We start from the raw sequence: 23382 nt of genomic DNA, 5'->3' as shown, positions 1-23382 counted from the left end.
GGGAGCGCGAGGGTGAAGACGGAGCGTCGCGTAACGGGTGAGGACGGCCCGACGACGTACGGGCCGACCGACGCGGCGCCGGGCCCGCTGGCCCGGCTCCGCGCCCTCCTGGACTGCACGAGCGAGGGCATCTTCGGCGTGGACCTCGAGGGACGCTGCACCTTCATCAACAAGGCCGGCGCGGCCCTGCTCGGCTACGCCCAGGCCGACATCCTCGGGCGGTTCATGCACGGGCTGGTCCACCACACCAGACAGGACGGCTCGCCCTATCCGGCGGAGCAGTGCCCGATCTACGGCGCCTTCCGTACGGGGCGCGCCTATCGCGGGGACGAGGAGGTGCTGTGGCGCCGCGACGGCACCGCCTTCTCCGCCGAGTGCTCCTCGTCGCCGCTCTACGAGGGCGGGATGCTGAGGGGCGCGGTGATCACCTTCAACGACATCACGGAGCGCAAGCGCGCCGAGGCGGCCCGCGTCCGGCTCCTGGACCGGGTCATCCTGGTCCAGGAGGAGGAACGCCGGCGCATCGCGCACGAGCTGCACGACGAGACCGAGCAGGCCCTCGCCTCGCTGCTGATCGGACTGCGGGCGCTGGACGAGGCGGCCGACCTCGACGAAGTCAGGCGGCGCGCCGCCGAGCTGCGGCGGGTGGCCGCCCGGTCGCTCACCGAGCTCCAACGCCTCGTGGTGGGGCTGCGGCCGATCCTGCTCGACGAGCTGGGCCTGGCCGCGGCCCTGCGACGGCTCTGCGACGACGTGGCCCGGGCCAGCCGGCTGCGCGTCGAGCTCCACGTGGGCGGCCTGGAGGGCCGGCGGCTCCCGCCGGCGGCGGAGACCGCCTGCTATCGGATCGCGCAGGAGGCCCTGACGAACACGTCCCGGCACGCCGGGGCGACCGCGGCCAGCGTACTGGTCCAACCCGCGGGGGCCGCCCTCCGGATGGTGGTGGAGGACAACGGCCGCGGGTTCGACTATGAGGCGGTTCGTCGAACCGCCGGCCAGACCGGCCGGCTGGGCCTCTGCGGGATGCAGGAGCGGGCGGCCGCCTTGGGCGGCGCGCTCACCATCGAGACGGCCGAGGGACGGGGCACGACGCTCTACCTGGAGATTCCCCTGGATCGGGAGGGGGCGTCGTGAGCATCCGCGTCCTCATCGCCGACGACCACGCCATCTTCAGGGCCGGCCTCCGCCTGCTCATCAACGCCCAGTCCGACATGGTCGTGGTCGGCGAGGCCGAGGGGGGCGACCGGGCGCTGGAGGCCGCCCGGACCCTGCGGCCGGACGTCCTGCTGCTCGACCTGTCCATGCCGGGCGGGGGCGGCTTGCCCGTCCTCGGCGCGATCCGCCGGGACTGCCCGGCGACCAGGGTCGTAGCCCTCTCGATGCACGAGGATCCGGCCTGCGTGCGCGCCGTGTTCGACGCGGGCGGGATCGGGTACGTCTTCAAGCGCGCCGCCGACGCCGAGCTGTTGACGGCCGTCCGGATGGCGGCCGCCGGCAAGCCCCACCTCTGCACCCTCTGCCGGGACGTCGTGGCTCAAGCGGCCCTGGGGCTGGAGACCCACGAGGGCGCGGGCGGCCGCGGCGCCGTGCCGCTCAGCCGGCGGGAGCGCGAAGTGCTCCTCATGGTCGCCCAGGGCTACACCAACCGCCAGGTGGCCGAGCGGCTCGCGCTGAGCGTCAAGTCCGTGGAAAGCTACCGCGCCCGCCTCCTGGACAAACTCGGGTTTCAGACCAGGGTGGAGCTGCACCGCTACGCCCTGGCCAGCGGCATCCTGGGCCGCGACGGACTGCCGGAACTTCAACCGCCGTCCCGCTGATCGCCCCTTCCCCGTCGCTCCGCCCCGCCCTCGCGCGATCCGCCCTCGCTGAACGCCTGCCGGGGTTTCCCTCGCATCGCGACGCGCGAAGGCGCGTTTACCCGCTACCGTCAAGCCGGTCGTCCTGGTAAGACGGCGCGGATTGCGGCGGGCGGCGGCCGCGAAGCTTCGCTCCGCCGACGGTGATGGGGGACAACGGCGTTCCCCGTCGCGCAGCCCCGAGCCCCGAAGGACAACGGCGTCCTCGGTTCCCCACGGGACCGGGGGCGTTTTTTTTTGTCCCGGGCCAGGCGCGAGGCGCCCGCACGCGGACGCCTCGCGACGCCTCCCCCTGTCAACCCGGTCCCGACAGGCGCGTGGCGAAGAGGCGGGGGCCGGAACAATCCAGGAGGAGGCCATTGCGATGACAGAACGGAGGAAGACGTGCTGGCTCGTCGCCGGCCTGGTGGGCGCCGGTCTGGCGATCGGGCTCTCGGTCGCCCAGGCGCAGGACGTGGAGGTCGAGAAAAAGGACGTGCTGCCGAAGGTCAAGGCCCAGGAGGAAAGTCCCGCCTCGGTGACGATGGCGCTCCAGGCCGACTCGTTCTTCGGCTTCAACCCCAGCGTGTACGGCACCTACCGCCTGAAGGACAACCTGGCGCTGGCCTGGAACTTCACCTACTGGACCAACGTCTCGGGCCTGGGCGTCCACAACGCCAACACCTGGCTGGAGACCGACATCGGCGTCAACATGACCTTCCTCGACAAGCGGCTGTCGGTTACGCCGATGGTCGGGTTCGTCAACGGCATGCTGCTCTCCTCGCGCGGCGGGTTCTTTCCCAACGGCGGCGGCAGCGTGAACGAACGGACCACCGTCTTCGAGGGCGTGGTGCCCAACCTCACGGTGAACTGGCTGTCCGAGAAGCTTGAGGGCGAGGTCTACGCCGGCTATTACAAGTCCATCCGCACGGAGGGCGGCTCCGCCAACGGCCAGGCGACCGACGCCCAGGGCGCCTGCGGCGGCAGCGGCCAGCGGAACTGCATGGGGCCCACCGAGGGGGGCTTCCGGGGTACCTGGGACTTCCTGCACTACTGGTTCAACGGCGGCTACCGGCTCAACGAGGTCCTCTCGCTGGGCGTGCACTACGAGCAGTTGTTGAGCACGAGGGACAGCAGCGCCCCCGGCGCCCAGCAGGACTACTTCCGGTGGCTCGGCCCCTACGTCGAGGCGAAGCTGCCGGGCGGCATGGCCTTCCGGTTCACGGCCGGCAAGGACCTCGCCAACGACCAGGATTTCTACAAGCTGAAGTTCACCAAGACGTTCTAGCCCGCCTCATGCATGAACGCTTCTCCTGTAACCGCGGATTCGCGGCTGCGACAAGCCGGCATGCGACTGCCGTGCATGCTGGCGGCCCCGCCCGTCTCGCGACGCGACTCCACGGTTTCGCGACGAACCGTCATGAATCATGCGGGCTAGGGCGTCCCACGAGCTCGTGGCCTCGTCATGCCGGCGGAAGGTTACCCCGGACCTGTTCAATCCGGGGCCGGCATCCAGGATCTTGCCACGGCCTGGATACCGGCTCGCGGCCGCTCAGCGGCCTTGGCCGGAATGACAAAAGGAATTGACGGGACACGACACGAGCCCGGCGCGAAGGAGGGTCCTGTGCGGCAGGTGACGCGATACGGCCTCGGATGTCTGGCGACCGCCGCCGGCTGGGCCTGGGGGGCGATCGCCGCCTGGGCCCAGGAGCCGGCCGGCGGGGCGGCGCTGAAGGCGGACCCGGGGGATACCGCCTGGGTCCTCGTGGCCTCGGCCCTGGTGCTGGGGATGATCGTACCGGGCCTCGCCCTGTTCTACGGCGGGCTCGTCCGCAGCAAAAACGTCCTCGGTACGATCATGCACAGCTTCGTCATCCTCTGTCTGGTCAGTGTCCTGTGGCCGCTCCTCGGCTACAGCCTGGCCTTCGGTCCGGACCACGCCGGCCTCATCGGCGGCCTCGACTGGGCGGGCCTCGCCGGCGTGGGGAGGGAGCCCCACCCGACCTACGGGCCCACGATCCCGCACCAGGCCTTCATGCTCTTCCAGCTCATGTTCGCGGCGATCACCCCCGCCCTCATCACGGGGGCCTTCGCCGAGCGCATGAAGTTCGGCGCGCTGGTCCTCTTCTCGGTGCTCTGGTCCCTGCTGGTCTACAGCCCGCTGGCGCACTGGTTCTGGGGCGGGGGCTGGCTCGGGAAGCTGGGCGCGCTGGACTTCGCCGGCGGGGCGGTCGTGCACATCAGCTCCGGGACGGCGGCGCTGGTCTGCGCGCTGTACCTGGGCCCGAGGCAGGGCTACGGGACGGACTACCTGGCGCCGCACAACCTGCCGCTCACGCTCCTGGGGACCGGCCTGCTGTGGTTCGGCTGGTTCGGGTTCAACGCGGGCAGCGCGCTCGGGGCGAACGCGACGGCCGTCGGCGCGTTCGCGGCCACGCACGCGGCGGCGGCCGCCGGGGCGCTCGCCTGGCTGCTCCTGGAATGGCGCCATCGCGGGAAGCCGACGGTGCTCGGGATCGCCAGCGGCGCGGTGGCCGGCCTGGCCGCGGTCACGCCCGGCGCCGGCTACGTCGGCCCGCTGTCGGCCCTGGCCGTCGGGCTGGCGGCCGGCGGGCTCTGCTACGCGGCCGTCGTGCGCTGGAAGGCGACGCTCGGCTACGACGACTCGCTCGACGTGGTCGGTATCCACGGCGTGGGGGGCGTGCTCGGCATCCTGGCGACGGGGCTCCTGGCGTCCAAGGCGGTCAACCCGGGCGGGGCGGACGGGCTGTTCTTCGGCGGCCCCGGGCTCTTCGCCGTCCAGGTCGTGGCGGTCGTCGCGACGGCCTTCTTCTCGCTCGTCGTCACCTCCGGCATTCTCCTCCTCGTGGACCGGGTGGTGGGACTCCGGGTGTCGGCGGAGGACGAGGCGCAGGGGCTGGACCTCAGCCAGCACGACGAGCGGGCCTACTCGTAGCGGCGCCGGCCGGGGCGGCGGGAACCGCGTGGTTTCCCGCCTTGACTTCTCCCCTCGTTTCGGGGATTCTCGCCCCGGCCGCGCGGCCGGAGGCCCCGAGGCCGCGCTCCCGCCGGCCCGGCGCAAGCCCGCCGTTCCGGGCCGCGATCGCGCTGTTCGGCTGCGAGCCCGGCCTCTTCGGCGGCGCCCGGTGGGGGCTCGACGCATGATCCAACACGCATCGCCGACCGCCGATCCCGCCCCGCCGCCGCCCCGCTCGGGGGCCGCGGCCTTCGTCCGCCGGCATCTCCGTCTGCGGCTGATGCTGTGGATCCTCCTGATCCCCGCGCCGCCCCTCCTGCTCACGCTCTGGTTCGCGCAGCGGAGCTATTCGGACCTGGCCGACCGGATGCAGGAGTCGGCCGACCTGCTCGCCGGCCAGACGGCGACGATGCTGGGCCGGATCCTCTACGAGCGCGACCGGGACAGCCTGGTCTTCTCCGCCCTGCCGGCCGTCCGGTCGCTGGACCGGGCGCGGCTCCCCGAGGTGCTCGACCAGGTGGTGGAGGGGTACCACCCCCGCTACCGGCTCATCCTGGTGGCCGATGCCCACGGCAAGGTCCTCGCCGTGGGCGGGACGACGGGGCCGGCCGGGGCGGAGCGACGGCCGGCGGCCGGCGCGTCGGTCGCGGACGAGCCCTGGTTCCGGGAGGCGATGGCCTGGGCCGGCGGATCGGGGCCGCCGCCCATCACGGCGGCGGGGCTCGCCCCCGATCCGTTCCTGCGGCGGCTGGCCGGCGACGAGAGGCCCCTCCTGCGGCTCAGCCTGCCGATCCGCTCCCCGCAGGGGGCGGTCCAGGCCGTCTGGGCGGCCTGGGTGAACGGCCGGGTCTTCCTCGACGCGCTCCGGGCTTCCTCGAACGCGGCCGGCCGTGGGGCCGGGCTCGCCATCGGGCTCTTCGACCGCGAGGGCCGTCCCCTGGGCTTTTCCGTCCACGGTCCCCCCGGCCGTCTCGATCGGCCGTTGGTGGAGCGGCCGGTCCCGCACGGCGGGCTGGGCTGGACCGTGCGGGTCTACGCGGACCACGGGGCGGCCGGGGCGCAGACCCCCTGGACGATCCCCATGCTGGGGGCCGTGCTGGCCTGCATCGTGGGCGGCGCGGTCCTCCTGGGCTGGTTGACCACGCGGCACATCCTCGCGCCGCTGGAGCGCCTGGCCGCGGAGGCCGCCGGTCCGGGAAGCGAGGGCGCCCGCTTCACCGTCGAGCCGGCGCGGCGGGACGCCATCGGGACCCTCCAGCGGGCCCTGGCCGCCATGACGGCCCAACTGGAGACTTCGGCGGCCGCGCTCCGGCGGGAGGTCCAGGACCGTCGCCGGTCGGAGCGGGAGGCCCAGGCCCTGGCGGAGCAGAACCGGCGCCTCGTCGAGACCGGCCTCCTCCTGATGCGGCAGCTCTCGCTCGACGAGCTCCTGCGGGCGATCGTCGAGCAGGGATGCGCCCTCCTCCAGGTCCGGTACGGCGCGCTGGGCCTGGTGGAGGAGGACGGCGGCGTGGCGCGGTTCATCCCCGTCGGGGTGGACGAGGCGACCGCCGCCAGGATCGGCGCGCCGCCCTCGGGCAGGGGGCTGCTGGGCTTGGCGCTCGGGGAGGGCGTCCTCCGGGTGGACCGCATCGCGGCGCACCCGATGGCCAGCGGGTACCCGGCGCACCATCCGCCCATGGAGTCGCTGCTCGCCGTGCGGGTCGCCTCGCGGACCCGCGTGATCGGCCGGCTGTACTTCGCCGACACGCGGCCGAGCGCCTTCACGGAGGGGGACGAACGGCTGATCCTGACCCTGGCCTCGCTCGCGGCCGCCGCCATCGAGAACGCCGTCCTCTTCGAGGCCAACGAGCGCCAGCGTCGGCGGGTGGAAGCGGCGGAGCGTGAGGCGCGGGCCGTCCGCGTGGAGTTGGAGACGCTGCTGGCCGAGGCGCCGGACCTCATCGTCTTCACGGACCCCGGGGGGGTCGTCACCCGGTTCAACCGCGGCGCGGAGCAGTTGCTCGGCTGGCGCGAGGCGGAGATGGTCGGGCGGCCGGCCTGGACGCTCTACGCCAGGCCGGAGGACCGGGCGGGGCTCGTCGCGGAAGTGGCGGCCCGCGGCCACGTCGTGGGCCGCGAGGTGCGGCTCAGGGGCAAGGACGGACGGGTCGTGGACGTGAGCCTGACCTTGATGAAGCTCCCGGACCAGGGGGGGCGTTCCGCCGGCATGGTCGGGTTCGGCCGCGACATCACCGACATGAAGCGGCTGGAGCGGGCGCTGCGGGCGAGCAATGAGGAGCTGGAGCATTTCACCTACACCATCTCCCACGACCTGCAGACGCCCCTGCGCGGCATCCACGGCTTCGCGGACCTGCTGCTGCGGCGCGCCGAGGCTCGGCTGGAGCCCAAGGAGGTCCACTACCTCCAGCGCATGCAGGCCGGCGCCGACCGGATGGCCGCGCTCATCAACGACCTCTTGGAGCTGTCCCGGGTGGGTCGGGTCCAAAACGCGTTCGAGGACTGTGCGATGGACGAGCTGGTGGCGGAGGCGCGGGCGGAGCTGGCGCCGCTCATCAAGCGGAGCGGCGCCCTCCTGCAGGTGGAGGAGCCGCTGCCCGTCGTGCGGGGCGACCGCGTCCGGCTGGTCCGGGTCTGGGCGAACCTGCTCAGCAACGCGCTCAAGTACGCGAAGCCCGGCGAGGCGCCGTCGATCCTCGTCGGCGCGCTGGGACCGAGGCCCCGGGACGGGGGGGAGGAATGGGCTTTCTTCGTGCGCGACCGGGGCATCGGCATCCCGCCGGAGTACCACGCGCAGGTGTTCGAGGTCTTCCGCCGGCTGCACACCCACGAACAGTACGAAGGAACGGGGGCGGGCTTGGCGATCGTGAAGCGGATCGTCGAGTTTCACCAGGGGCGTATCTGGGTCGAGTCGGTCGAGGGCGAGGGCAGCACGTTCTGGTTCACCCTGCCCGCGCGGGCGGAGGACCGGAGCCAGCCGACCGGAGGGTCGGGGGAGGAGGGAGGATGAAGATCGAGCCGGTGGAGATTCTGATGATCGAAGACAACGCCGACGACGTGGAGCTGACCAAGGAGGCGCTCGCCGTCGGCAAGGTCAAGAATCGCCTGCGGGTGCTGGAGGACGGCCGCGAGGCGCTGGAATACCTGTTCGGCCACGGCCGCTACGAGACGCCGCCGGCACACCTCCCCGGCCTGATCCTCCTGGACCTGCGGCTGCCGCGGGTGGACGGCCTCGAGGTGCTCAAGCGGATCAAGGCCGAGCCGATCCTCAAGCGCGTGCCGGTCATCGTGCTCACGACCTCCAAGCGCGACGAGGACATCGTCCGGTCCTACGACCTCGGCGTCAACTCCTACATCCAGAAGCCCGTCGGGTTCGACAAGTTCATCGAGACCGTCAAGAACCTGGAGCTGTACTGGATCCTGACCAACACGCCGCCGATCCTGAACGGCCAGGGCTGAGGGAGGATCGGCCATGGCCGCCGCCAAGGAGCCGCGCGTCCTCATCGTGGACGACCGCCTCGACGACGTGGAGCTGATGGCGGCCGCCTTGGAGCAGGTGCTGCCCGGCCTGCGTCTCACGGCCGTGCGGTCGGCGGAGGAGGCCCTGGTCCAGGCCAGCGAGGAGCCCTGGTCGCTGATCCTCGTGGACTACAAGCTCCCCCGGCAGACTGGCCTGGAGCTGCTGCCGAAGCTGCAGCGGGCGGCGCCCTCCGCGGCCATCATCATGCTGACCGGTCACGGGGACGAGCGGATCGCCGTCGAGGCCATGCGGAGGGGGGCCGCCTATTACCTGAAGAAATCCCCGGCGCTGCTGACCGAGCTGCCGCTGGTCGTCAACGAGGTGCTGGAGAAGTGGCGCCTCCGGCAGGAACTGGACATCGCCCACAGCCGCCTGCACTCGCTCATCAACCACGTCAACGACATCATCTACGAGCTGGACGCGGAAGGCCGCCTGACCTTCATCAGCCGGGAAGTGGAGTGGTCGCTCGGCTACAACCCCGGGGAGCTGCTCGGGACGCACTTCTCCAGCCTGCTGACGGACGAGGACGTCTCCAGAGTGGGGCGCATGTTCGCCGAGCGCCGGACCGGCGCCCGGGCGACCCGCGGGCTCGAGGTCTCGCTCGTGTTCAAGCGCGGCGTGGACGTGCCCGTGCACACGCGCGGCGGCGAGGTGCGGCTCTTCGAGGTCAACGCGGCGGGTCTCTACGACTCGCAGCGCAACTTCCTGGGCACCGCGGGGGTCGCCCGCGACATCACCAAGCGGAAGCAGGACGAGGCGGCGCGCCGAGAGTTCGAGTCGCGGCTCAAGGCCGTGCTCGACCTCGCGAGCGACGCGATCTTCCTCAAGAGCGTGGACGGCCGCTACCTGCTGGCCAACCCGGCGGCCCGACGCCTCCTCGGCCGGCACGAGGTCCAGGTGCTCGGCAAGACCGACGCCGAGCTGCTGGACCCGGCCACCGCCGCGCAGTTCATGGAGACGGACCGGGAGGTGCTGGCGACCGGCCGGCGGGTCGAGCGCCTGGAGAAGGAACGGCGGCCGACCGGCGAGACGCGCATCTGGCACACGGTCAAGACGGTCCATCGGGGCGAGGACGGGCGGCCCCTGGGCGTCTTCGGCATCAGCCGGGACGTGACCGAGCAGATCCGGAAGCAGGAGGAGAGCCACCATGCGGAGAAGCTCCGGGCCCTCGGCCAGCTCGTCGCCGGCGTGGCCCACGAGCTCAACAACCCGCTGACGACGATCATCGGCCACGCCCACCTGCTCTTCGAGCGGTCGTCGGCCGATCCGGAGTGCCGCCGGATGGCGGAGATCATCGCCGACCATGCCGAGCGGACCTCCCGCATCGTGCGCGACTTGGTCGCCTTCGCCCGGCCGCAGCCGCCCAACCGGACCGCCGTCTCGCTGAACGAGTTGGTGGCGGAGGATATGCGCATGATGGGGGCGGAGCTGGCCGACCACGCGATCGAGGTGACGTTGGACCTGGCCTCCGGGCTCCCGGCCGTGTCGGTGGACGTCCGCCAGGTCCAGCAGCTCCTGACGATCCTCGTGACCAACGCGCGGCAGGCCATGTGGGAGCACCACCGGGGCGGCCGCCTCACCGTTCGGACCCGCGCGGGCCCCGCCGGTCCCGAGGCCGGCTCGGGGCCGGGGGTCCGGCTTGAAGTCTGCGACACGGGGCCCGGCGTGCCGGAACAGCTCGCCGGGCAGATCTTCGCGCCCTTCTTCACGACCAAGCCGGTGGGGCAGGGGACCGGGCTCGGCCTCGCCATCGCCTACGCCATCGTCAAGGAGCACGGGGGCTCGATCACCGTGGACCGCGCGCCGGAAGGGGGCGCGCGGTTCACGGTGACGCTTCCGCTCGGCGCGCTCGGCGGGGGAGCGGCGTCGGCCCCGCCGCCCGCGCCCGCGCGCTCCGCGCGCCTGCTGGTCTTGGAGGACGAGAGGCCGATCCGCGAGCTGATGGCCGCGGTCCTCACCCGCGCCGGCCACCGGGTGACGGCCTTCGGCGACGGCGCGGCGGCCCTCGCGTACCTGGAGGGCTCGGCTGCCCCTCCCGACCTGATCCTCTCCGACATCAAGATGCCGGGCATGGGCGGCGAGGAGTTCTTCTCCCGCCTGCAGGCCGCCGCGCCGGCCCTCGGGGCCCGCGTGCTGTTCTGTACCGGCGACACGATGGACGAGGCGACCGCCCGCCTGATCCGGAACAGCGGCCATCCTCCGCTCGCCAAGCCCTTCACGCCGGCTATGCTGCTCGCGGCGGTGAATGCGGCCCTGGCGCGCGCGGACGCGACGGGGGCGGCGGGCGACGGAGCGGGCTGAGCGGCGACGCCCCGAGGCGGGCCCGGCGCGGCGCTCCCTCTGAAATGCGTACATTGACGTAGCAGAGGGGAGGCCGTCCCCCGGCGCGGACGTGCATTTTCCGTCCGGGAGTGCTAGACTGCTCCCCTCGATCGGGTGGCCGGTCTGACCGGTGCGATCCGAACCGAGCGCCAGGGAGGGATGCTGATGAGGAGGGACATCGGCGCCGCCGTGGTCGCGCGCCGGTTTCGGAAACGTCAGCGGACGGTGGCCGCCGTGGCCGCCCTCGCGGCGGTCGGCGTGCCGCCCCTCGGCGCCCTCGCGTTCCTGGAAAGCTCCGGTCCGTCCTATCTCAAGCCCCCCGAGCTGCTGCTCGCCCTGGCGGTGTCGCTGGCCGTGATCGCGCTCAGCGTCTTCTACGTCCTCTACCGTTGTCCGAACTGCAACGCGAGACCCTGGGGGAAGGGCTGGGTCGGCTTCAGCCCGCGCCGCTGTCCCTCGTGCAAGATCGGCCTGGCCGTGCCGACCCACGGTCCCCAGTCGCACGGCGGGCCCCTCGGCCACTGAGAAAGGAGCCAGCATGGAGGCGCTCAAACCGTTCCTCGCGGCCTACCTGAACCCCCTGCCGATCTGCGCCACGCTGCTCGGCGTCGGCGTGGCCCTGCTGTGGCTGACGAACCGGACCAGGGCCGGGACCGTGCTCGTGACCCTCGGGCTCGCGCTCCTGATCCTCTTCGGCGAGGGGACGCTGTCCTCCAGGATGCTCCAGACCCTGGAGTATCAATACCGCGAGGTGGACCCGGACCAGCTCCGCCGGCAGCCCGGCCCGCCCCTCCAGTACGTGGTCGTCCTGAGCGCCGGCCATGTGTCCGACCCCAAGGCGCCGCTCGCCAGGCAGATCACGTGGGTGGCGCTGGCCCGGCTGATCGAAGGGATCCGGCTGCACAAGGTCCTGCCCGGGAGCAAGCTCGTGCTCTCGGGCGACTCGGCCTACGACGCGGTCCCGGAAGCGGCGGCGATGGCGAAGCTGGCGCAGGAGCTGGGGGTGAACGAGGCCGACCTGATCGTGGACCCCTCGGCGAAGAACACGGAGGAGCAGGTGCAGCGGGTCGGCGCCATCGTCGGGGCGGCGCCCTTCATGCTGGTCACGTCCGCCCTGCACATGCCGCGCGCGATGGCCCTCTTCGAGAAGAGCGGGCTCCACCCCACGCCGGCGCCCACCGGCTACTACCTGCGCGAGGGCCTGTCCAGCGAATCCTTCGACCTCGTGGACCACTTGCCGCGGGCCGAGAGCTTCCGGGTCGCCGAGCGGGCCATCCACGAGTACCTGGGGCTGGCCTGGTCGAAGCTACGGGGCAAGGCCTGAGCGCTCAGGGGGCCGGGGCGCCACCGGCGCTCCCGCCGCGCAGGGGGACGAAGGCGACGGGCAGCAGCTCGGCCCGGTGGTAGCCCTGCGGCGTCCGCCGGTAGAGGACCAGCATCTGCTCGCCCTCGCCGACCGGCAGGATGAGCCGTCCCCCCACGGCGAGCTGCTCGAGCAGCGCCGGCGGCACGGCGGGCGCCGCCGCGGTCACGATGATGGCGTCGAAGGGCGCCTCCTGCGGCCAGCCCAGGCTCCCGTCCCCGATCCGGACCTGCACGTTCGCGTAGCCGAGCTCGCGCAGCGTGCGCGCCGCCCGCTCGGCCAGGGCGGGCACCAGCTCGATCGTGAACAGGCGGACCCCCAGCTCGGCCAGCACGGCGGCCTGGTAGCCCGAGCCCGTGCCGACCTCCAGCACCTTCTCCCGCCCGGTCAATTGGAGCGCCTGCGTCATGAAGGCGACGACGAAGGGCTGGGAGATCGTCTGGCCCTCGCCGATGGGCAGGGCGCCGTCGTCGTAGGCGAAGGGCGCCTCGGAGGGCGGGACGAACCGGTGCCGCGGCACCCGGCGCATCGCCGCGAGCAGGGGGCCGTCCCGGATGCCCCGGCCGGCGATCTGCTCCTCCACCATCCTCGTCCGCTCCTGCCGGCGATCCTCGTCCGTCATCGGTGTCTCCCCGAAGAGCCGGTCCTGGCAGCCGGCCAGCAGCGCCACGGCCAGCGCCGTCGCGGCGGCCGGCCCGCCCGACGGGCCGCCTCCCCCTCGTTCCGCGCACCAGCCCATGGGGTCCGCCCCGCCATCACTCCAGCGTGAAGACCCGCTGCGTCCGCGGCGCGCCGTACTCGACCTCGCCGGCCAGGACCAGCAGGTTGGGGAGGACGCGGACCTCGGCCGCGCCGTGCGAGTGGCCGCAGAGGACGGTGAGGCGGCGGTCCGGCCGGGCGCGCATCGTCTCCAGCAGCAGGTCGCCGACGGCCTTGCAGGTGAAGAAGGGCGCCCAGTTGTCGTCCGACGCCCGGCCCCGGTAGCAGCAGGCTTCCCGGAAGGGCGGCACGTGGGTCAGGAGCAGAACATGCTCGAAGCGGGCCAGCGCGTCGGGCAGGACCGACCCGAGATGGGCCGCCGCCTCGTCCCCCAGCCGCTCGAGCGCCTCCCGAAGTCGGGCCTTGTCCAGGCCGGCCAGCCCGCCGATCAACAGGTGATCGTTCAGCTCGACGAAGGTCCCGAAGAAGTCTCCGTGCCGCGCGTCGCCCCAGCCGTCATGGCCGACGAGCCCGGTGGTCGGGGTGAGCGCCGTCACCCCGGCCTGCGAGAGGTAGGTGAGGCGGGGCTCGACGCGGCAGAGGGCCGAGACCGCGGCGCGGACCGGCGGGATCGCGCCCCGGTAGAAGTCGTGGTTGCCGAGGACGAAGTAGATCGGCCGGGCCAGCCGGTCGGCCATCGTGCGCAGGTAGTCGGCGACCGAGTCGGCCTCGCCGATGTCCCCGCCGACGAGGACGACGTCGGGCCGCTCCGCCTCCAGCGCGGAGAGAAAGCGCGCCACGCCCGCCCCGTCCAGGAAGTTCAGATGGAGGTCCGTGACCCACGCCGCCCGGATCATCGCGGCAGCATGGCACAGATCGCCGGGGCGGGCAAGGCTACAGCTTCGCCCCGCTCCTGCCGACAACGAAGGTCGAGCAGGGCGACGGGGCGGGCGCGGCGACCGGTCGGCCGGCGGGGCTGAAGAGGCGAACATGAACCGGCCACAACGGGGCGCGGCGGGACGGAAGGGCTTCCGGTGGACCCTGGCAATGGGCGGGCTGGCCGCGGGGCTGCTCGTCGGCGGCCTGCTCGTCGGCCGAGGCGCGCTCGCGCCGTGGCTGCTCGTCGGCTGCGGGGCGGCCCTGTGGGCGGGGTGGGCGCGCCGCCGGACGCGGCGGCTGGTCCGGGCCTTGAGGGAGCGGAAGGGGCGGGAACGGCTGCTCGCCACGCACTATGCGGTGACGAAGGTGCTGGCCGAGTCGCGCACCCTCCAGGACGCGGCCCTGCGCCTGCTTAAGACCATCTGCGAAGTCTCGGGAGGGGACCTGGGCGTGCTCTGGGAGGTGGACCGGAGCGCGGGCCGGCTCCGGTACGTGGACCTGTGGCACCGGCCGGGGGTGGACGTGGCGGCGTTCGCGGCCGGGACGCGGGAGAGGACCTTCGAGCCCGGCGTCGGGCTGCCCGGCCGCGTGTGGCAGAGCGGCCGGCCCGCCTGGATTCCCGACGTCGTGCGGGACGACAACTTTCCGCGGGCCCCGCTGGCGGCCCGCTGCGGGCTGCACGCCGCCTTCGCCTTTCCCATCAAACTGGGCGAGGCCACGACCGGCGTCATCGAGTTCTTCAGCCGCGAGATCCGCGAGCCGGACCGCCCCCTGCTCGACATGCTGGCGGCCATGGGCAGCCAGATCGGTCAGTTCATCGAGCGGCTCCAGGCGGAGGCTTCGCTCCACAGCCTCGCGCACTACGACCCGCTCACCGGCCTGCCGAACCGCCGCCTGTTCCAGGACCTGCTGGCCAAGGCGCTGGCGCGCGCACAGCGGAGCGGACGGACCGCGGCCCTGTACTTCCTGGACCTGGACCGGTTCAAGGTGGTCAACGATTCGCTGGGGCACGGCGTCGGGGACCGGCTGCTCCAGGCCGTGGCGGAACGACTGCGGGCCTGCCTGCGCACGACGGACGTCGTGGCGCGCCTGGGCGGCGATGAGTTCACCGTGATCGCCGAGGATCTGACGGGACCGGAGGGGGCGGGCATGGTGGCCCGGCGCATGCTGCAAGGCCTCGAGGCGCCCCTGACCCTGGAGGGGCGGGAGGTGCACGTCTCCGCGAGCGTCGGGGTCGCCCTGTACCCGGCCGACACGACGGACGCGGCTCGCCTGATCGCCGCCGCCGACGCGGCGATGTACGCGGCCAAGGAGCAGCGCAACGGCTACCGCTTCTATTCCGCGGAGCTCAACCAGCGGACGTCGGACCGGCTGCTGCTGGAGACGCAGCTCCGGCAGGCGCTCCAGCGGGGCGAGCTGGTCCTGCATTACCAGCCGCTGCTGGACTTCCGCAGCAAAGAAACCGTGGGCGTCGAGGCGCTGATCCGCTGGCGCCATCCGGAGCGCGGCCTGGTCCCGCCCGGCCAGTTCATCCCGCTGGCCGAGGAGACCGGCCTCATCGTTCCGATCGGCGAATGGGTGCTCCGCACGGCCTGCGCCCAGGTGCGGGCGTGGCAGGCGGCCGGTCATGCGGACCTGCGCCTCGCCGTCAACCTCTCGCGGCGCCAGGTGGTCCACGGGGACCTCGTGGACGTCGTGGTCCGCGCCCTCACGGACACGGGCTTCGACCCCGGACGCCTGGAGCTGGAGCTGACGGAGAGCCTGCTCTTCGACCCCTCCGCGGCCGTCCTCGACACGCTGTGCGCCCTGCACCGGCTGGGCGTGCGGTTCGCGATCGACGATTTCGGGACCGGCTACTCCTCGCTGAGCTACCTCAAGCACTTCCCCGTGGACCGGGTGAAGATCGACCGGGCGTTCCTGCGGTCCGTCCCTGGCGACGAGCGGGACGCCTCGATCGTGAAGGCCATCATCGCCCTGGCGGCTTCCCTGAACCTGAAGGTAACCGCCGAGGGCGTCGAGGAAGCGGAGCAGGCGGATTTCCTCCTCGCCCACCACTGCGTCGAGATGCAGGGCTTCCTGTTCAGTCCCCCGTTGCCCGTCGAGCAGTGCACCGCGCAGCTCGGCGCGGCCGCCCTTCCCTGCGCCTGACCGGCCGCCGTCGCCCCCTCCTCCGTTCCCCGCCCGCCCTCCGGCCTTGACGCCGATCGCCGGCTCTGCAATAGTTTCGCCCACCCCGGGGGCGGGCTGCCGTCGCCCGCGGGCGGCCGACGGAGGAGGCATCCATGCGACGCGCGATCTGGCTTGCGGTCGCGACCGGGCTGCTCGCCCTGAGTCTCGCCGTCCCGGCGGGGCAGGCGGCCGAGGTCACCTACGACCTGCTCGCCAAGTACATCCTGGAGACGGTCAAGGCCTTCCGCACCGCCTACGTCCTGCTCGTCGTGGACCATGTCCGCGAGTCCGGCGTGCAGCCGAAGGAGGACTGGGTCAAGGACGTCCACGCGATCCCGCTCCCCGCCCAGTTCGTCAAGGTGGCCGGCGGGGACATCGGCAGCTTCGAGATCGGCCTGATCGGCCTCACGCCCGTCTACAAGTCGAACCTCCCCAAGACCAAGGCCGAGGCGCAGGCGCTCGAGGCCATGATCGCCGACCCTCGGCAGAAGATGCTGACCTTCGAGGACGGGGACCAGTTCAAGGGCCTGTCCGCCGACTTCGCCATCGTCCAGAGCTGCGTGGATTGCCACAACACCCACCCCGACAGCCCCAAGCGCGACTTCCGGAAGGGCGACGTGATGGGGGCGATCATCGTGAGGTTCAGGAAATGAGGCCGGCCTCCGGGCCGGGCCGCGCGGGCCGCTGGGCCGTCGCCGCGCTGGCCCTGCTGGCGAGCCTGCCGGCGGGGGCGGGCGGGGTCCGGGCGCACGCGGCGGACGAGGCGGGGGAGGTGTTCGTTCCCCTCGGCCACGCGGGCGGTGTCATGGCCGTCGCCATCTCGCCGGACGGCCGGCTCGCGCTCTCGGGCAGCGAGGACCAGTCGCTGAAGCTCTGGGAGGTGGAGACCGGCAAGGAGGTCCGCACCTTCACCGGCCACGCCCAGGCGGTGACCGCCGTCGCCTTCTCCCCGGACGGGACCTGGGCCGTCTCGGCGAGCTACGACCGGACGCTCCGCGTCTGGGACGTCCGGACCGGCGCGGAGCGGCGCGTGCTGAGCGGGCACGAGGAAGGGGTCTGGGCCGTCGCCGTGTCGCCGGACGGCACGCGCATCCTCTCGGGCAGCGTGGACCAGACCGTCAAGCTCTGGGACGCGGCGACCGGCCAGGAGGTGCGGACCTTCGCCGGCCACGCCCTCGCGGTCACGGCCATCGCGTTCTCACCGGACGGCACGCGCGTCCTGTCCGGCAGCGTGGACCAGCGGCTGAAGCTCTGGGACGCGGAGTCGGGCGAGGAGCAGCGGACCTTCCGCGGGCACAAGCAGGCGGTGCGGGCCGTGGCGATCTCCCCGGACGGGCGGCTGGCTCTCTCCGGGAGCGAGGACATGACGCTCTGGCTCTGGGACACGGCGACGGGCCGGGAGGTGCGGACCTTCCGGGGGCATACGCAGGCGGTGACCGCCGTCGCCTTCTCGCCGGACGGCCGGTTCGCCCTCTCGGGGAGCGACGACCAGACGCTCAAGCTCTGGGACCTGACGACGGGCCGGGAGGTGCGAACCTTCCGGGGGCCCACGCAGCCGGTCCGGTGCCTGGCCTTCTCGCCGGACGGCCGGCTCGCGCTCTCGGGCGGCGGCGACCAGATCGTCCGGCTCTGGGACGTGGCGACGGGGACCGAGCGCGCGGTCTTCGCGGGCAACCTCAAGGAGGCGCGGGACGTGGCCTTCTCCGGCGACGGCGCCTGGGCCCTCTCCGGGAGCCGCGAGCACACGCTCAAGCTCTGGGACGTCAAGAACGGCCGCGAGCTGTGGACCTTCCGCGGCCACACGGCCACGGTGACCGCCGTGGCCTTCTCCCCGGACGGCCGGCTCGCGCTCTCGGGGAGCCAGGACCGGAGCCTGAAGCTCTGGGACGTGGCGACGGCCCGGACGCTGCGGACCCTGACGGGGCACACCTGGGGCGTGACGGACGTGGCCTTCTCGCCCGACGGGAAGCTGATTCTCTCGGGGAGCGGGGACCAGACGCTGCGCCTCTGGGACGTCGCGTCCGGGCGCTGGCTCCGGACGTTCGGCGGCCACGCGCAGACGGTCTGGGCCGTGGCCTTCTCGCCGGACGGCCGGCTCGCGCTCTCGGGCAGCGAGGACCAGACCCTCAAGCTCTGGGAGATCGCCACGGGCAAGGAGGTGCGGACCTTCCGCGGCCACGCCGCGGCGGTGCGCGCCGTGGCCTTCTCGCCGGACGGACGTTGGGTGCTCTCCGGCGCGCTGGACGAGACGATGAAGCTCTGGGAGACGGCGACGGGCAAGGAAGTGCGGACCTTCGACCACGAGGAGGCGGTCTGGACCGCGACCTTCTCGCCCGACGGGAAGTTCGTGCTCTCCGGGAGCGAGGACGAGACGCTGCGCCTGTGGGAGGCGGCGACGGGCAAGGAGGTGCGGACCTTCACGGGGCACCAGGGCGTCGTGACCGCCGCCGCCTTCTCCCGCGACGGCACGCTCATCCTCTCCGGCAGCCTCGACGGCACGATGCGGCTCTGGGAGGCGGGGAGCGGCCGCCTGGTCGCCACGCTGGTCGGCTTCCGCGACGGCGAGTGGATCGTGCTGACTCCGAACGGCTACTACAAGGCCTCGATCCGCGGGGACGAGAACATGAACGTGCGGATCGGCACTCGCGTGTACGGGCTGGACCGGTTCCGGACGGCGTTCTACCGGCCCGACGTGGTGGAGACCGCGCTGCGGACGGGCAACGGCGGGCCGGCGCCGGCGGGCGCGACGCCCGCGAAGGGCACGGCCCCGGCGGACCTGCGCTATCACCGGATCGAGCCGCCGCACGTGACGGTCGAGGCGCCCGCCGACGGCGCGGTGCTGCCCTCGGCCGACGCCGCGATCTCCCTGCGCGTGGAGGACGAGCACCGGCCCCTGCGCTCCGTCCAGGTGTACGTCAACGGGGCGCGGGTCGCGGAGGCCGGCGACGGCGGCGCGACGCCGCTCGCGGGGGCGCCGGCCCTGCCGGTGGCGTTGCGCATCGCGCCGGGGCAGCAGACAGTCAAGCTGGCCGTGCCCCTGCGCCTGGAGCCGGGCGAGAGCCTCATCGAGGTCGTGGCTTCCAACGGCTTCGCGGAAACGCGGCGCGCGCTCCGCGTGACGGCCGGCGGGGCGGCGTCGTTGGACTCCGCGGCGCGACCGGCCCTCTGGGTGCTCGCGATCGGCGTCGGCGCCTACCAGGACAAGGCGATTCCGTCGCTCCCCTATGCGGCGGCGGACGCGGAGGCAGTGCTGGAGGTCTTCACGCGGCAGCACGGCCGCCTGTTCCGGGAGGTGAAAGGCTGGCTGCTGGCCGATCCTGCCCGGAGCCGGGCGGGGGCCGCCGACGCGGCGCCGACGCAGGAGGCCGTGCTAAAGCATCTGGCACGCTTCGCCCAGGCCGGCCGACAGGACGTGCTGGTGCTGTTCCTGAGCGGGCATGGGATCAGCGACGAGAACGGGGCCTTCGCGTTTCTCCCGGCCGACACGGCGCTGCGTCCCGACGGCGGCGCCTCGCGCCTGATCACGCTGCGGGACCTCAAGCCCCTGCTCGACCTGCCGATGCGCAAGCTCATCTTCCTGGACGTCAGTCGCGAAGAGCTGAGGGGCGTCGGCACGCTCCGGCCCCCCGACGGCGACCGGCTCGTCAAGGACCTGCAGGACTCCAACGCCGTGGTCTTCACGGCCGCCCGGGGACGGGAGCTGTCGAAGGGCGACGAGCGCTGGGGGCACGGCGCCTTCGCGGTGGCGCTCACCAACGGCCTGGGCGGCGAGGGGAAGGGCGACCTGAGCCGGGACCGGCGGGTGACCGTCAAGGAGCTGGACACCTATGTGTCGGAGTCGGTCCCGATCATGACCAACGGTGCCCAGTCGCCCCTGACCCACACGCCGGAGGGGTACGCCGCGCTGCCGCTCGCCGCGGCCGAATGAGCGGGGGACTCGATGGACACGCCCGAACGGCGGACGGGGAGGGATCGGCGAAGCGGCGTGGACCGGCGCCGGGGGGAGCGGCGCCAGCCCTGGCGCGTGAGCGAGGAGCGGCGCCGCGGCGAGCGCCGCCGGGGCGACCGCCGGGGCCGCGCGGCGGCGGGCGACGGGCCCGCGACCTGGACGCCCCCCCGCGGCGAAACCATCCTGGTCGTGGACGACGAGCCGCTGGTCCGCAACCTCCTGCAGTCCGTCCTCCGGCGGCAGGGCTACACCGTGTTGCTCGCGACCGATGGGGCCGACGCGCTCGAAATGCTCAAGACGAACTGGGAGCCGGTCCATCTCGTCCTGACGGACATGCAGATGCCCGGCATGAGCGGGCTGGAGCTGGCGCGGCGGCTGGCGGCGGACTACCCGCGGGCGAAGGTGCTGTTCATGTCCGGCCACCATCCGGAGACGGTGGATCCGCAGGGCGAGGCGCGGGCCTCGGCCCCCTACCTGTCCAAGCCCTTCTCGGTGGAGGTCCTCCTCGGGACGATTCGCCGTGTGTTGGCCACGGCGGATCGGACGCGGCCGAACCCGCCCGGCGCCTGAAGACGGTTCCCTTACCGGCGGGCGCCGGGCAGGTCCACGTGCAGCTCGACGGAGGGCTCGCGGACCTCCGTCGGGAAGGGGGGGAAGGGCAACGACGTCAGTACGGCGCGCAGCCCGGCCTCATCCACCCGGGCATCGCCCGAGCTGCGCTCGACCTGGATGAGCTGGGCGAGCCCGCCGGCGTAGAGCCGGAAGCGGACCCGCAGGCCGCGGGCCCCCTGCCCCTTGCCGAGCTGCCCGAGCTGGACCTGCCAGCGCCGGCTCAACAGTTCCCGCACCGTCCGCCAGTAGAGCGGGCTCTGCGCCGCGGGCGCACCGCCGCCCAAGTCTTCCTCCCGCACCTCCTCGACCGGCAGGACCGGCCGGTCGGCTGGGAGCGCTCCATCGGGCGGGGGCAGGGGCGGCGATGCGGCGGTGGGGGCGGGATCGCCGGCGCTCGGGGCGGAAGGGGGCGCGGCCGGTTCGGCGGGAGATGGCGGCGGGCTGCCGTAGGTCAGGTAGAGCGTCCGCTTGAGGACCGGCTCGATCCGCATCCCCCGAAGCCGGGCGATCGCGACCTCGATTCGCAGGGCCTGCTCGCCGCCCGGCGCGAAGGGACGGGGCTCGAAGACGACGGTCGCGCCGAGGCCCGCCGAGGCGCCGTCCGCCGCCAGCGGAACGAGCCGCCGGGGAAAGGCGGGGCTCTCGAAAATCGCCGCCACCTCATCCCCGCGCGCCGCCGTCCAGTCCGTCAGCCGCAGCGAGAGGGTGAAGGCCTGGCCGGGCACCAGGAGCCCTTCCTCGACGCCGCGCGGCAGGTCGAATTCCAGGGAGGGCGTCCGGGGGGACGCCGCTCCGGCGGGCCGCGCGGCGGCGGGACTCATCGGGCCTGAGACTGCGGCGGCCAGTGCCGCCGCGGCGGCACACGCGACGGATGCGGCGCGAAGCGACCAACCCATCTGCGGCATTCCTCCAGACTGCGCCACTTCTAGCAGAACGGGGAGCGCGGTTCAAGGAAGTGAGCCAGCTCGCCGATGACGGGGAGAGCGGGCGGAGCGCCCGCGGGCCCCTGTTGCGCTTCGCCGGCGATTCCTTTATGGTAGGGGCGCCGTGGGTTCCGCCCACCGCACGTCGCACGCCGCCGGGGTCGTCCCCATCGTCTAGTCTGGCCTAGGACGCCGGCCTTTCAAGCCGGCAACACGGGTTCAAATCCCGTTGGGGACGCCACCTCGCGCGCGCTGACCGGCGAGCTCCTCATTAGGCCACGCCGGAGAGGCACCCCCAGGGAGTCCTTCTTCCGTCCCCTCGCTCGACCGCCGCGCGGCGATTCTGTGCGCGGCGGAGCCGTCCCACGAGTGCCGTTCCGTTTCCTTCTGTAAGCCCCCCATCAATCATCAATGGGGCAGGGCCCACGGCAACTTCCGACCGTCCGCGTTCACCCCTCTGCCCGCTGCGCTGGGCCGAAAAGCTGCCAGTCCGGCACGGCCCAGACATGGGATGCGAGCTGCTCGATATCCCGCCCTCGCGTGACCACCAGACCCAGCCGCCTCGCGTTCGCGCGGACTCCCGGCAATTGCAGGCTCGCCACCAGTTCGGTCAATGCCCGAGCCTCCACGGCATGGGCCCGCTGCCCCGCTTTGGCCTCCAATGCCACCAGACAGCGGTCGGAATGGAGGACGAAGTCCACTTCCCGGCCGGCCGCAGTCCGGTAGAACCGGAGGTGGGGCGGGTCGGGCTGCCAGGACCGCCAACGGATCAGTTCGTCGCACACGTGCGTTTCGAACAGCGCCCCATCGTCGAGGCTGGGCCGCTCTGCCAGCAGCCGAGCCAGGCCGGGGTCGGTCCAGTACACTTTCGGAGTCTTCACGAGCCGGGTCGCCACCGAGGCTGCGCACGGGGGGATCAAGGCGACCTGGTAGGAAATCTCCAGAAATCGGACATACCGTTTCACGGTATTGACGGCCACACCCAGGTCGCGTGAGACTTCCGAATAGGACAGCAACTGGCCGGTCCGTGCCGCCACCAGGTTCTGCGCCCGCGCGAATTGGTCCAGGTCCGCAACTCGCCCGAGGTCGGCAAGATCGCGCTCGAGGTACGTCCGCCGGAAATCGCGCAGCCACACGGTTCGGTCAGCTTCGCTCAGCGGCTCCAGCGCCGGATACCCACCCCACCGGAGCGCTTCCTCGGCATGGCTCCGCCATCGTCGAAGCTGCTCGGCCGGGATGTGCTCCGCCGCCAGCCGACGGAGCGCGGCCTCTCCTTGCTCCCAGACGAGATCAAGACCGCACGACGGAGCCTCCACCGCCTGGACGCGCTCCACGAGCCCCAAAGGCCAGAGTTCCAGGAGGGTGGCTCTTCCCGCCAGCGTCTCTCGTACCTGCCGCAGGAGCAGGATCTGCGACGAGCCGAGCAAGAGGAAGCGATGGCCTTGTTTGCGGTCGGCCAGCAGCTTGACGGTATCGAGCAAGGCGGGCAACTTCTGCACTTCGTCAAGGATCACGAGGCGCTGACCGTGATCCAGCCGCCGGACCGGATCGGCCAGAAGTCGCAGCCGCTCGTCCGGGTCATCCAGCGTCAAGTAGACCGGAGGCTTGAGACCGGCCGCGGGCAGGAGGTCGCGTACCAACGTGGTTTTGCCGGACTGCCGAGCCCCCGTCAGGACCGTAATGGCCCAGCGATCGAGCCGCTCCCGAAGCAGGGGCAGAAGCCGTCGAGGATGGAGTGCCATGAAACCGTATTGATATCAATTCAAATGCAAATTTACAAGATAAAGTTGCAGTGACGGAATGCCGCCTCGTCTGGGCCCCTCTCCTTCTATGTGGCTCTCACGGCTCTGCGAAATTCCGGGCTGGTGAGGACGAGACCGAAATCGACCTGGGGCGAAGTTTGGGAGCCGTTCTGCTGTTGCACCACCGTCCCATCCGTCAGGAGACGGATGGGGGGAGGCGTATTGGGTGGAGTTGGAGGCCGTGCAATTCTTGTCGACGGTGGGACATGCCAGGCCGCTGTTCCACGACCTCGCCGGCCTTGCCCATGTGGGAGCTGTAGGTCGCTGCGTCGTCCTCGCAATCGAACTTGTCCTTGGGAGCGGGGCGGGCGGCAAGAGGGGAGGCGCCGTCT

The 23382-nt window shown here is 72.4% G+C and carries 17 protein-coding genes and 1 tRNA gene; 14 read left to right on the top strand and 4 right to left on the bottom strand.

Features of this window, described 5'->3' with window-relative positions; genetic code table 11:
* Window positions 1–12: 12 nt before the first annotated feature.
* From AC1U7O_RS14585 to AC1U7O_RS14545, 9 genes are all read left to right on the top strand, one after another.
* Window positions 13–1134 (top strand): sensor histidine kinase, encoded by a 1122-nt coding sequence (locus AC1U7O_RS14585; RefSeq protein ID WP_479895563.1) that lies wholly within the window; start codon window positions 13–15, stop codon window positions 1132–1134.
* Window positions 1131–1817, top strand: coding sequence for a response regulator transcription factor (locus tag AC1U7O_RS14580; RefSeq protein ID WP_479895562.1), 687 nt, complete (start codon window positions 1131–1133; stop codon window positions 1815–1817). The genes AC1U7O_RS14585 and AC1U7O_RS14580 overlap by 4 nt, the downstream gene beginning before the upstream one ends.
* Window positions 1818–2220: 403 nt before the next feature.
* Entirely contained in the window at window positions 2221–3123 is a 903-nt protein-coding gene (locus tag AC1U7O_RS14575) for a DUF6733 family protein (RefSeq protein WP_479895561.1), read from the top strand.
* A gap of 501 nt (window positions 3124–3624) precedes the next feature.
* Window positions 3625–4791 (top strand): ammonium transporter, encoded by a 1167-nt coding sequence (locus AC1U7O_RS14570; protein ID WP_479895665.1) that lies wholly within the window; start codon window positions 3625–3627, stop codon window positions 4789–4791.
* Window positions 4792–4996: 205 nt separating this feature from the next.
* A complete protein-coding gene (locus tag AC1U7O_RS14565) occupies window positions 4997–7822 on the top strand; it encodes an ATP-binding protein (RefSeq protein WP_479895560.1) in 2826 nt (941 codons plus the stop codon).
* The gene (locus AC1U7O_RS14560) at window positions 7819–8271 is read left to right on the top strand and encodes a response regulator (RefSeq protein ID WP_479895559.1); all 453 of its coding nucleotides are present in this window, start codon (window positions 7819–7821) and stop codon (window positions 8269–8271) included. Before AC1U7O_RS14565 ends, AC1U7O_RS14560 begins: the two co-directional genes overlap by 4 nt.
* Before the next feature lie 13 nt (window positions 8272–8284).
* Window positions 8285–10633, top strand: coding sequence for a PAS domain-containing hybrid sensor histidine kinase/response regulator (locus AC1U7O_RS14555; RefSeq protein ID WP_479895558.1), 2349 nt, complete (start codon window positions 8285–8287; stop codon window positions 10631–10633).
* Between the two features lie 186 nt (window positions 10634–10819).
* Window positions 10820–11179 carry a hypothetical protein gene (locus AC1U7O_RS14550; protein WP_479895557.1) on the top strand — a complete coding sequence of 120 codons (360 nt, stop codon included), beginning with the start codon at window positions 10820–10822 and terminating at the stop codon, window positions 11177–11179.
* Window positions 11180–11192: 13 nt separating this feature from the next.
* Window positions 11193–11978: an ElyC/SanA/YdcF family protein gene (locus tag AC1U7O_RS14545; RefSeq protein ID WP_479895556.1), complete on the top strand. Its 786-nt coding sequence runs from the start codon at window positions 11193–11195 to the stop codon at window positions 11976–11978.
* Between the two features lie 4 nt (window positions 11979–11982).
* Here the strand turns inward: AC1U7O_RS14545 and AC1U7O_RS14540 are convergent, their stop codons facing one another.
* Window positions 11983–12639: a protein-L-isoaspartate(D-aspartate) O-methyltransferase gene (locus AC1U7O_RS14540; protein WP_479895663.1), complete on the bottom strand. Its 657-nt coding sequence runs from the start codon at window positions 12637–12639 to the stop codon at window positions 11983–11985.
* 133 nt (window positions 12640–12772) lie between these two features.
* Window positions 12773–13573: a metallophosphoesterase family protein gene (locus AC1U7O_RS14535; RefSeq protein WP_479895554.1), complete on the bottom strand. Its 801-nt coding sequence runs from the start codon at window positions 13571–13573 to the stop codon at window positions 12773–12775.
* A 133-nt stretch (window positions 13574–13706) separates the two neighbouring features.
* Here AC1U7O_RS14535 and AC1U7O_RS14530 point away from each other — a divergent pair, with 133 nt between their 5' ends.
* The 4 genes from AC1U7O_RS14530 to AC1U7O_RS14515 all read left to right on the top strand — a co-directional run bounded on the left by AC1U7O_RS14530 (window position 13707) and on the right by AC1U7O_RS14515 (window position 20283).
* Window positions 13707–15743 (top strand): putative bifunctional diguanylate cyclase/phosphodiesterase, encoded by a 2037-nt coding sequence (locus AC1U7O_RS14530; RefSeq protein WP_479895552.1) that lies wholly within the window; start codon window positions 13707–13709, stop codon window positions 15741–15743.
* Window positions 15744–15877: 134 nt separating this feature from the next.
* Window positions 15878–16417, top strand: a complete 540-nt coding sequence (locus tag AC1U7O_RS14525; protein ID WP_479895550.1) for a c-type heme family protein — start codon at window positions 15878–15880, stop codon at window positions 16415–16417.
* Window positions 16414–19692, top strand: coding sequence for a caspase family protein (locus AC1U7O_RS14520; protein WP_479895549.1), 3279 nt, complete (start codon window positions 16414–16416; stop codon window positions 19690–19692). Before AC1U7O_RS14525 ends, AC1U7O_RS14520 begins: the two co-directional genes overlap by 4 nt.
* 12 nt (window positions 19693–19704) lie before the next feature.
* On the top strand, window positions 19705–20283 hold the full coding sequence (locus tag AC1U7O_RS14515; protein WP_479895548.1) for a response regulator: 579 nt from the start codon (window positions 19705–19707) through the stop codon (window positions 20281–20283).
* A gap of 11 nt (window positions 20284–20294) precedes the next feature.
* On the opposite strand, the gene AC1U7O_RS14510 is transcribed toward AC1U7O_RS14515, so the two are convergent.
* Window positions 20295–21146 (bottom strand): TonB C-terminal domain-containing protein, encoded by an 852-nt coding sequence (locus AC1U7O_RS14510; protein ID WP_479895547.1) that lies wholly within the window; start codon window positions 21144–21146, stop codon window positions 20295–20297.
* A gap of 265 nt (window positions 21147–21411) precedes the next feature.
* Between AC1U7O_RS14510 and AC1U7O_RS14505 the strand changes: the two genes are divergently transcribed.
* Window positions 21412–21489 (top strand) — tRNA-Glu (locus AC1U7O_RS14505).
* A 208-nt stretch (window positions 21490–21697) separates the two neighbouring features.
* Here AC1U7O_RS14505 and AC1U7O_RS14500 read toward each other — a convergent pair.
* A complete protein-coding gene (locus tag AC1U7O_RS14500) occupies window positions 21698–22990 on the bottom strand; it encodes an ATP-binding protein (RefSeq protein WP_479895546.1) in 1293 nt (430 codons plus the stop codon).
* Between the last annotated feature and the right edge of the window lie 392 nt (window positions 22991–23382).

This window comes from Candidatus Nitrospira neuquenensis, assembly GCF_979578155.1.
This window is presented reverse-complemented; position numbering and strand designations above follow the sequence as displayed.

What these genes read in the sequence shown, in the direction of transcription:
- AC1U7O_RS14560 (WP_479895559.1), top strand. Translation starts at nt 7,819, where the DNA reads ATGAAGATCGAGCCGGTGGAGATTCTGATGATCGAAGACAACGCCGAC.
- AC1U7O_RS14515 (WP_479895548.1), top strand. Translation starts at nt 19,705, where the DNA reads ATGGACACGCCCGAACGGCGGACGGGGAGGGATCGGCGAAGCGGCGTG.
- AC1U7O_RS14510 (WP_479895547.1), bottom strand. Translation starts at nt 21,146, where the DNA reads ATGAGTCCCGCCGCCGCGCGGCCCGCCGGAGCGGCGTCCCCCCGGACG.
- AC1U7O_RS14530 (WP_479895552.1), top strand. Translation starts at nt 13,707, where the DNA reads ATGAACCGGCCACAACGGGGCGCGGCGGGACGGAAGGGCTTCCGGTGG.
- AC1U7O_RS14540 (WP_479895663.1), bottom strand. Translation starts at nt 12,639, where the DNA reads ATGACGGACGAGGATCGCCGGCAGGAGCGGACGAGGATGGTGGAGGAG.
- AC1U7O_RS14550 (WP_479895557.1), top strand. Translation starts at nt 10,820, where the DNA reads ATGAGGAGGGACATCGGCGCCGCCGTGGTCGCGCGCCGGTTTCGGAAA.
- AC1U7O_RS14525 (WP_479895550.1), top strand. Translation starts at nt 15,878, where the DNA reads ATGCGACGCGCGATCTGGCTTGCGGTCGCGACCGGGCTGCTCGCCCTG.
- AC1U7O_RS14520 (WP_479895549.1), top strand. Translation starts at nt 16,414, where the DNA reads ATGAGGCCGGCCTCCGGGCCGGGCCGCGCGGGCCGCTGGGCCGTCGCC.
- AC1U7O_RS14555 (WP_479895558.1), top strand. Translation starts at nt 8,285, where the DNA reads ATGGCCGCCGCCAAGGAGCCGCGCGTCCTCATCGTGGACGACCGCCTC.
- AC1U7O_RS14545 (WP_479895556.1), top strand. Translation starts at nt 11,193, where the DNA reads ATGGAGGCGCTCAAACCGTTCCTCGCGGCCTACCTGAACCCCCTGCCG.
- AC1U7O_RS14565 (WP_479895560.1), top strand. Translation starts at nt 4,997, where the DNA reads ATGATCCAACACGCATCGCCGACCGCCGATCCCGCCCCGCCGCCGCCC.
- AC1U7O_RS14535 (WP_479895554.1), bottom strand. Translation starts at nt 13,573, where the DNA reads ATGATCCGGGCGGCGTGGGTCACGGACCTCCATCTGAACTTCCTGGAC.
- AC1U7O_RS14575 (WP_479895561.1), top strand. Translation starts at nt 2,221, where the DNA reads ATGACAGAACGGAGGAAGACGTGCTGGCTCGTCGCCGGCCTGGTGGGC.
- AC1U7O_RS14500 (WP_479895546.1), bottom strand. Translation starts at nt 22,990, where the DNA reads ATGGCACTCCATCCTCGACGGCTTCTGCCCCTGCTTCGGGAGCGGCTC.
- AC1U7O_RS14570 (WP_479895665.1), top strand. Translation starts at nt 3,625, where the DNA reads ATGATCGTACCGGGCCTCGCCCTGTTCTACGGCGGGCTCGTCCGCAGC.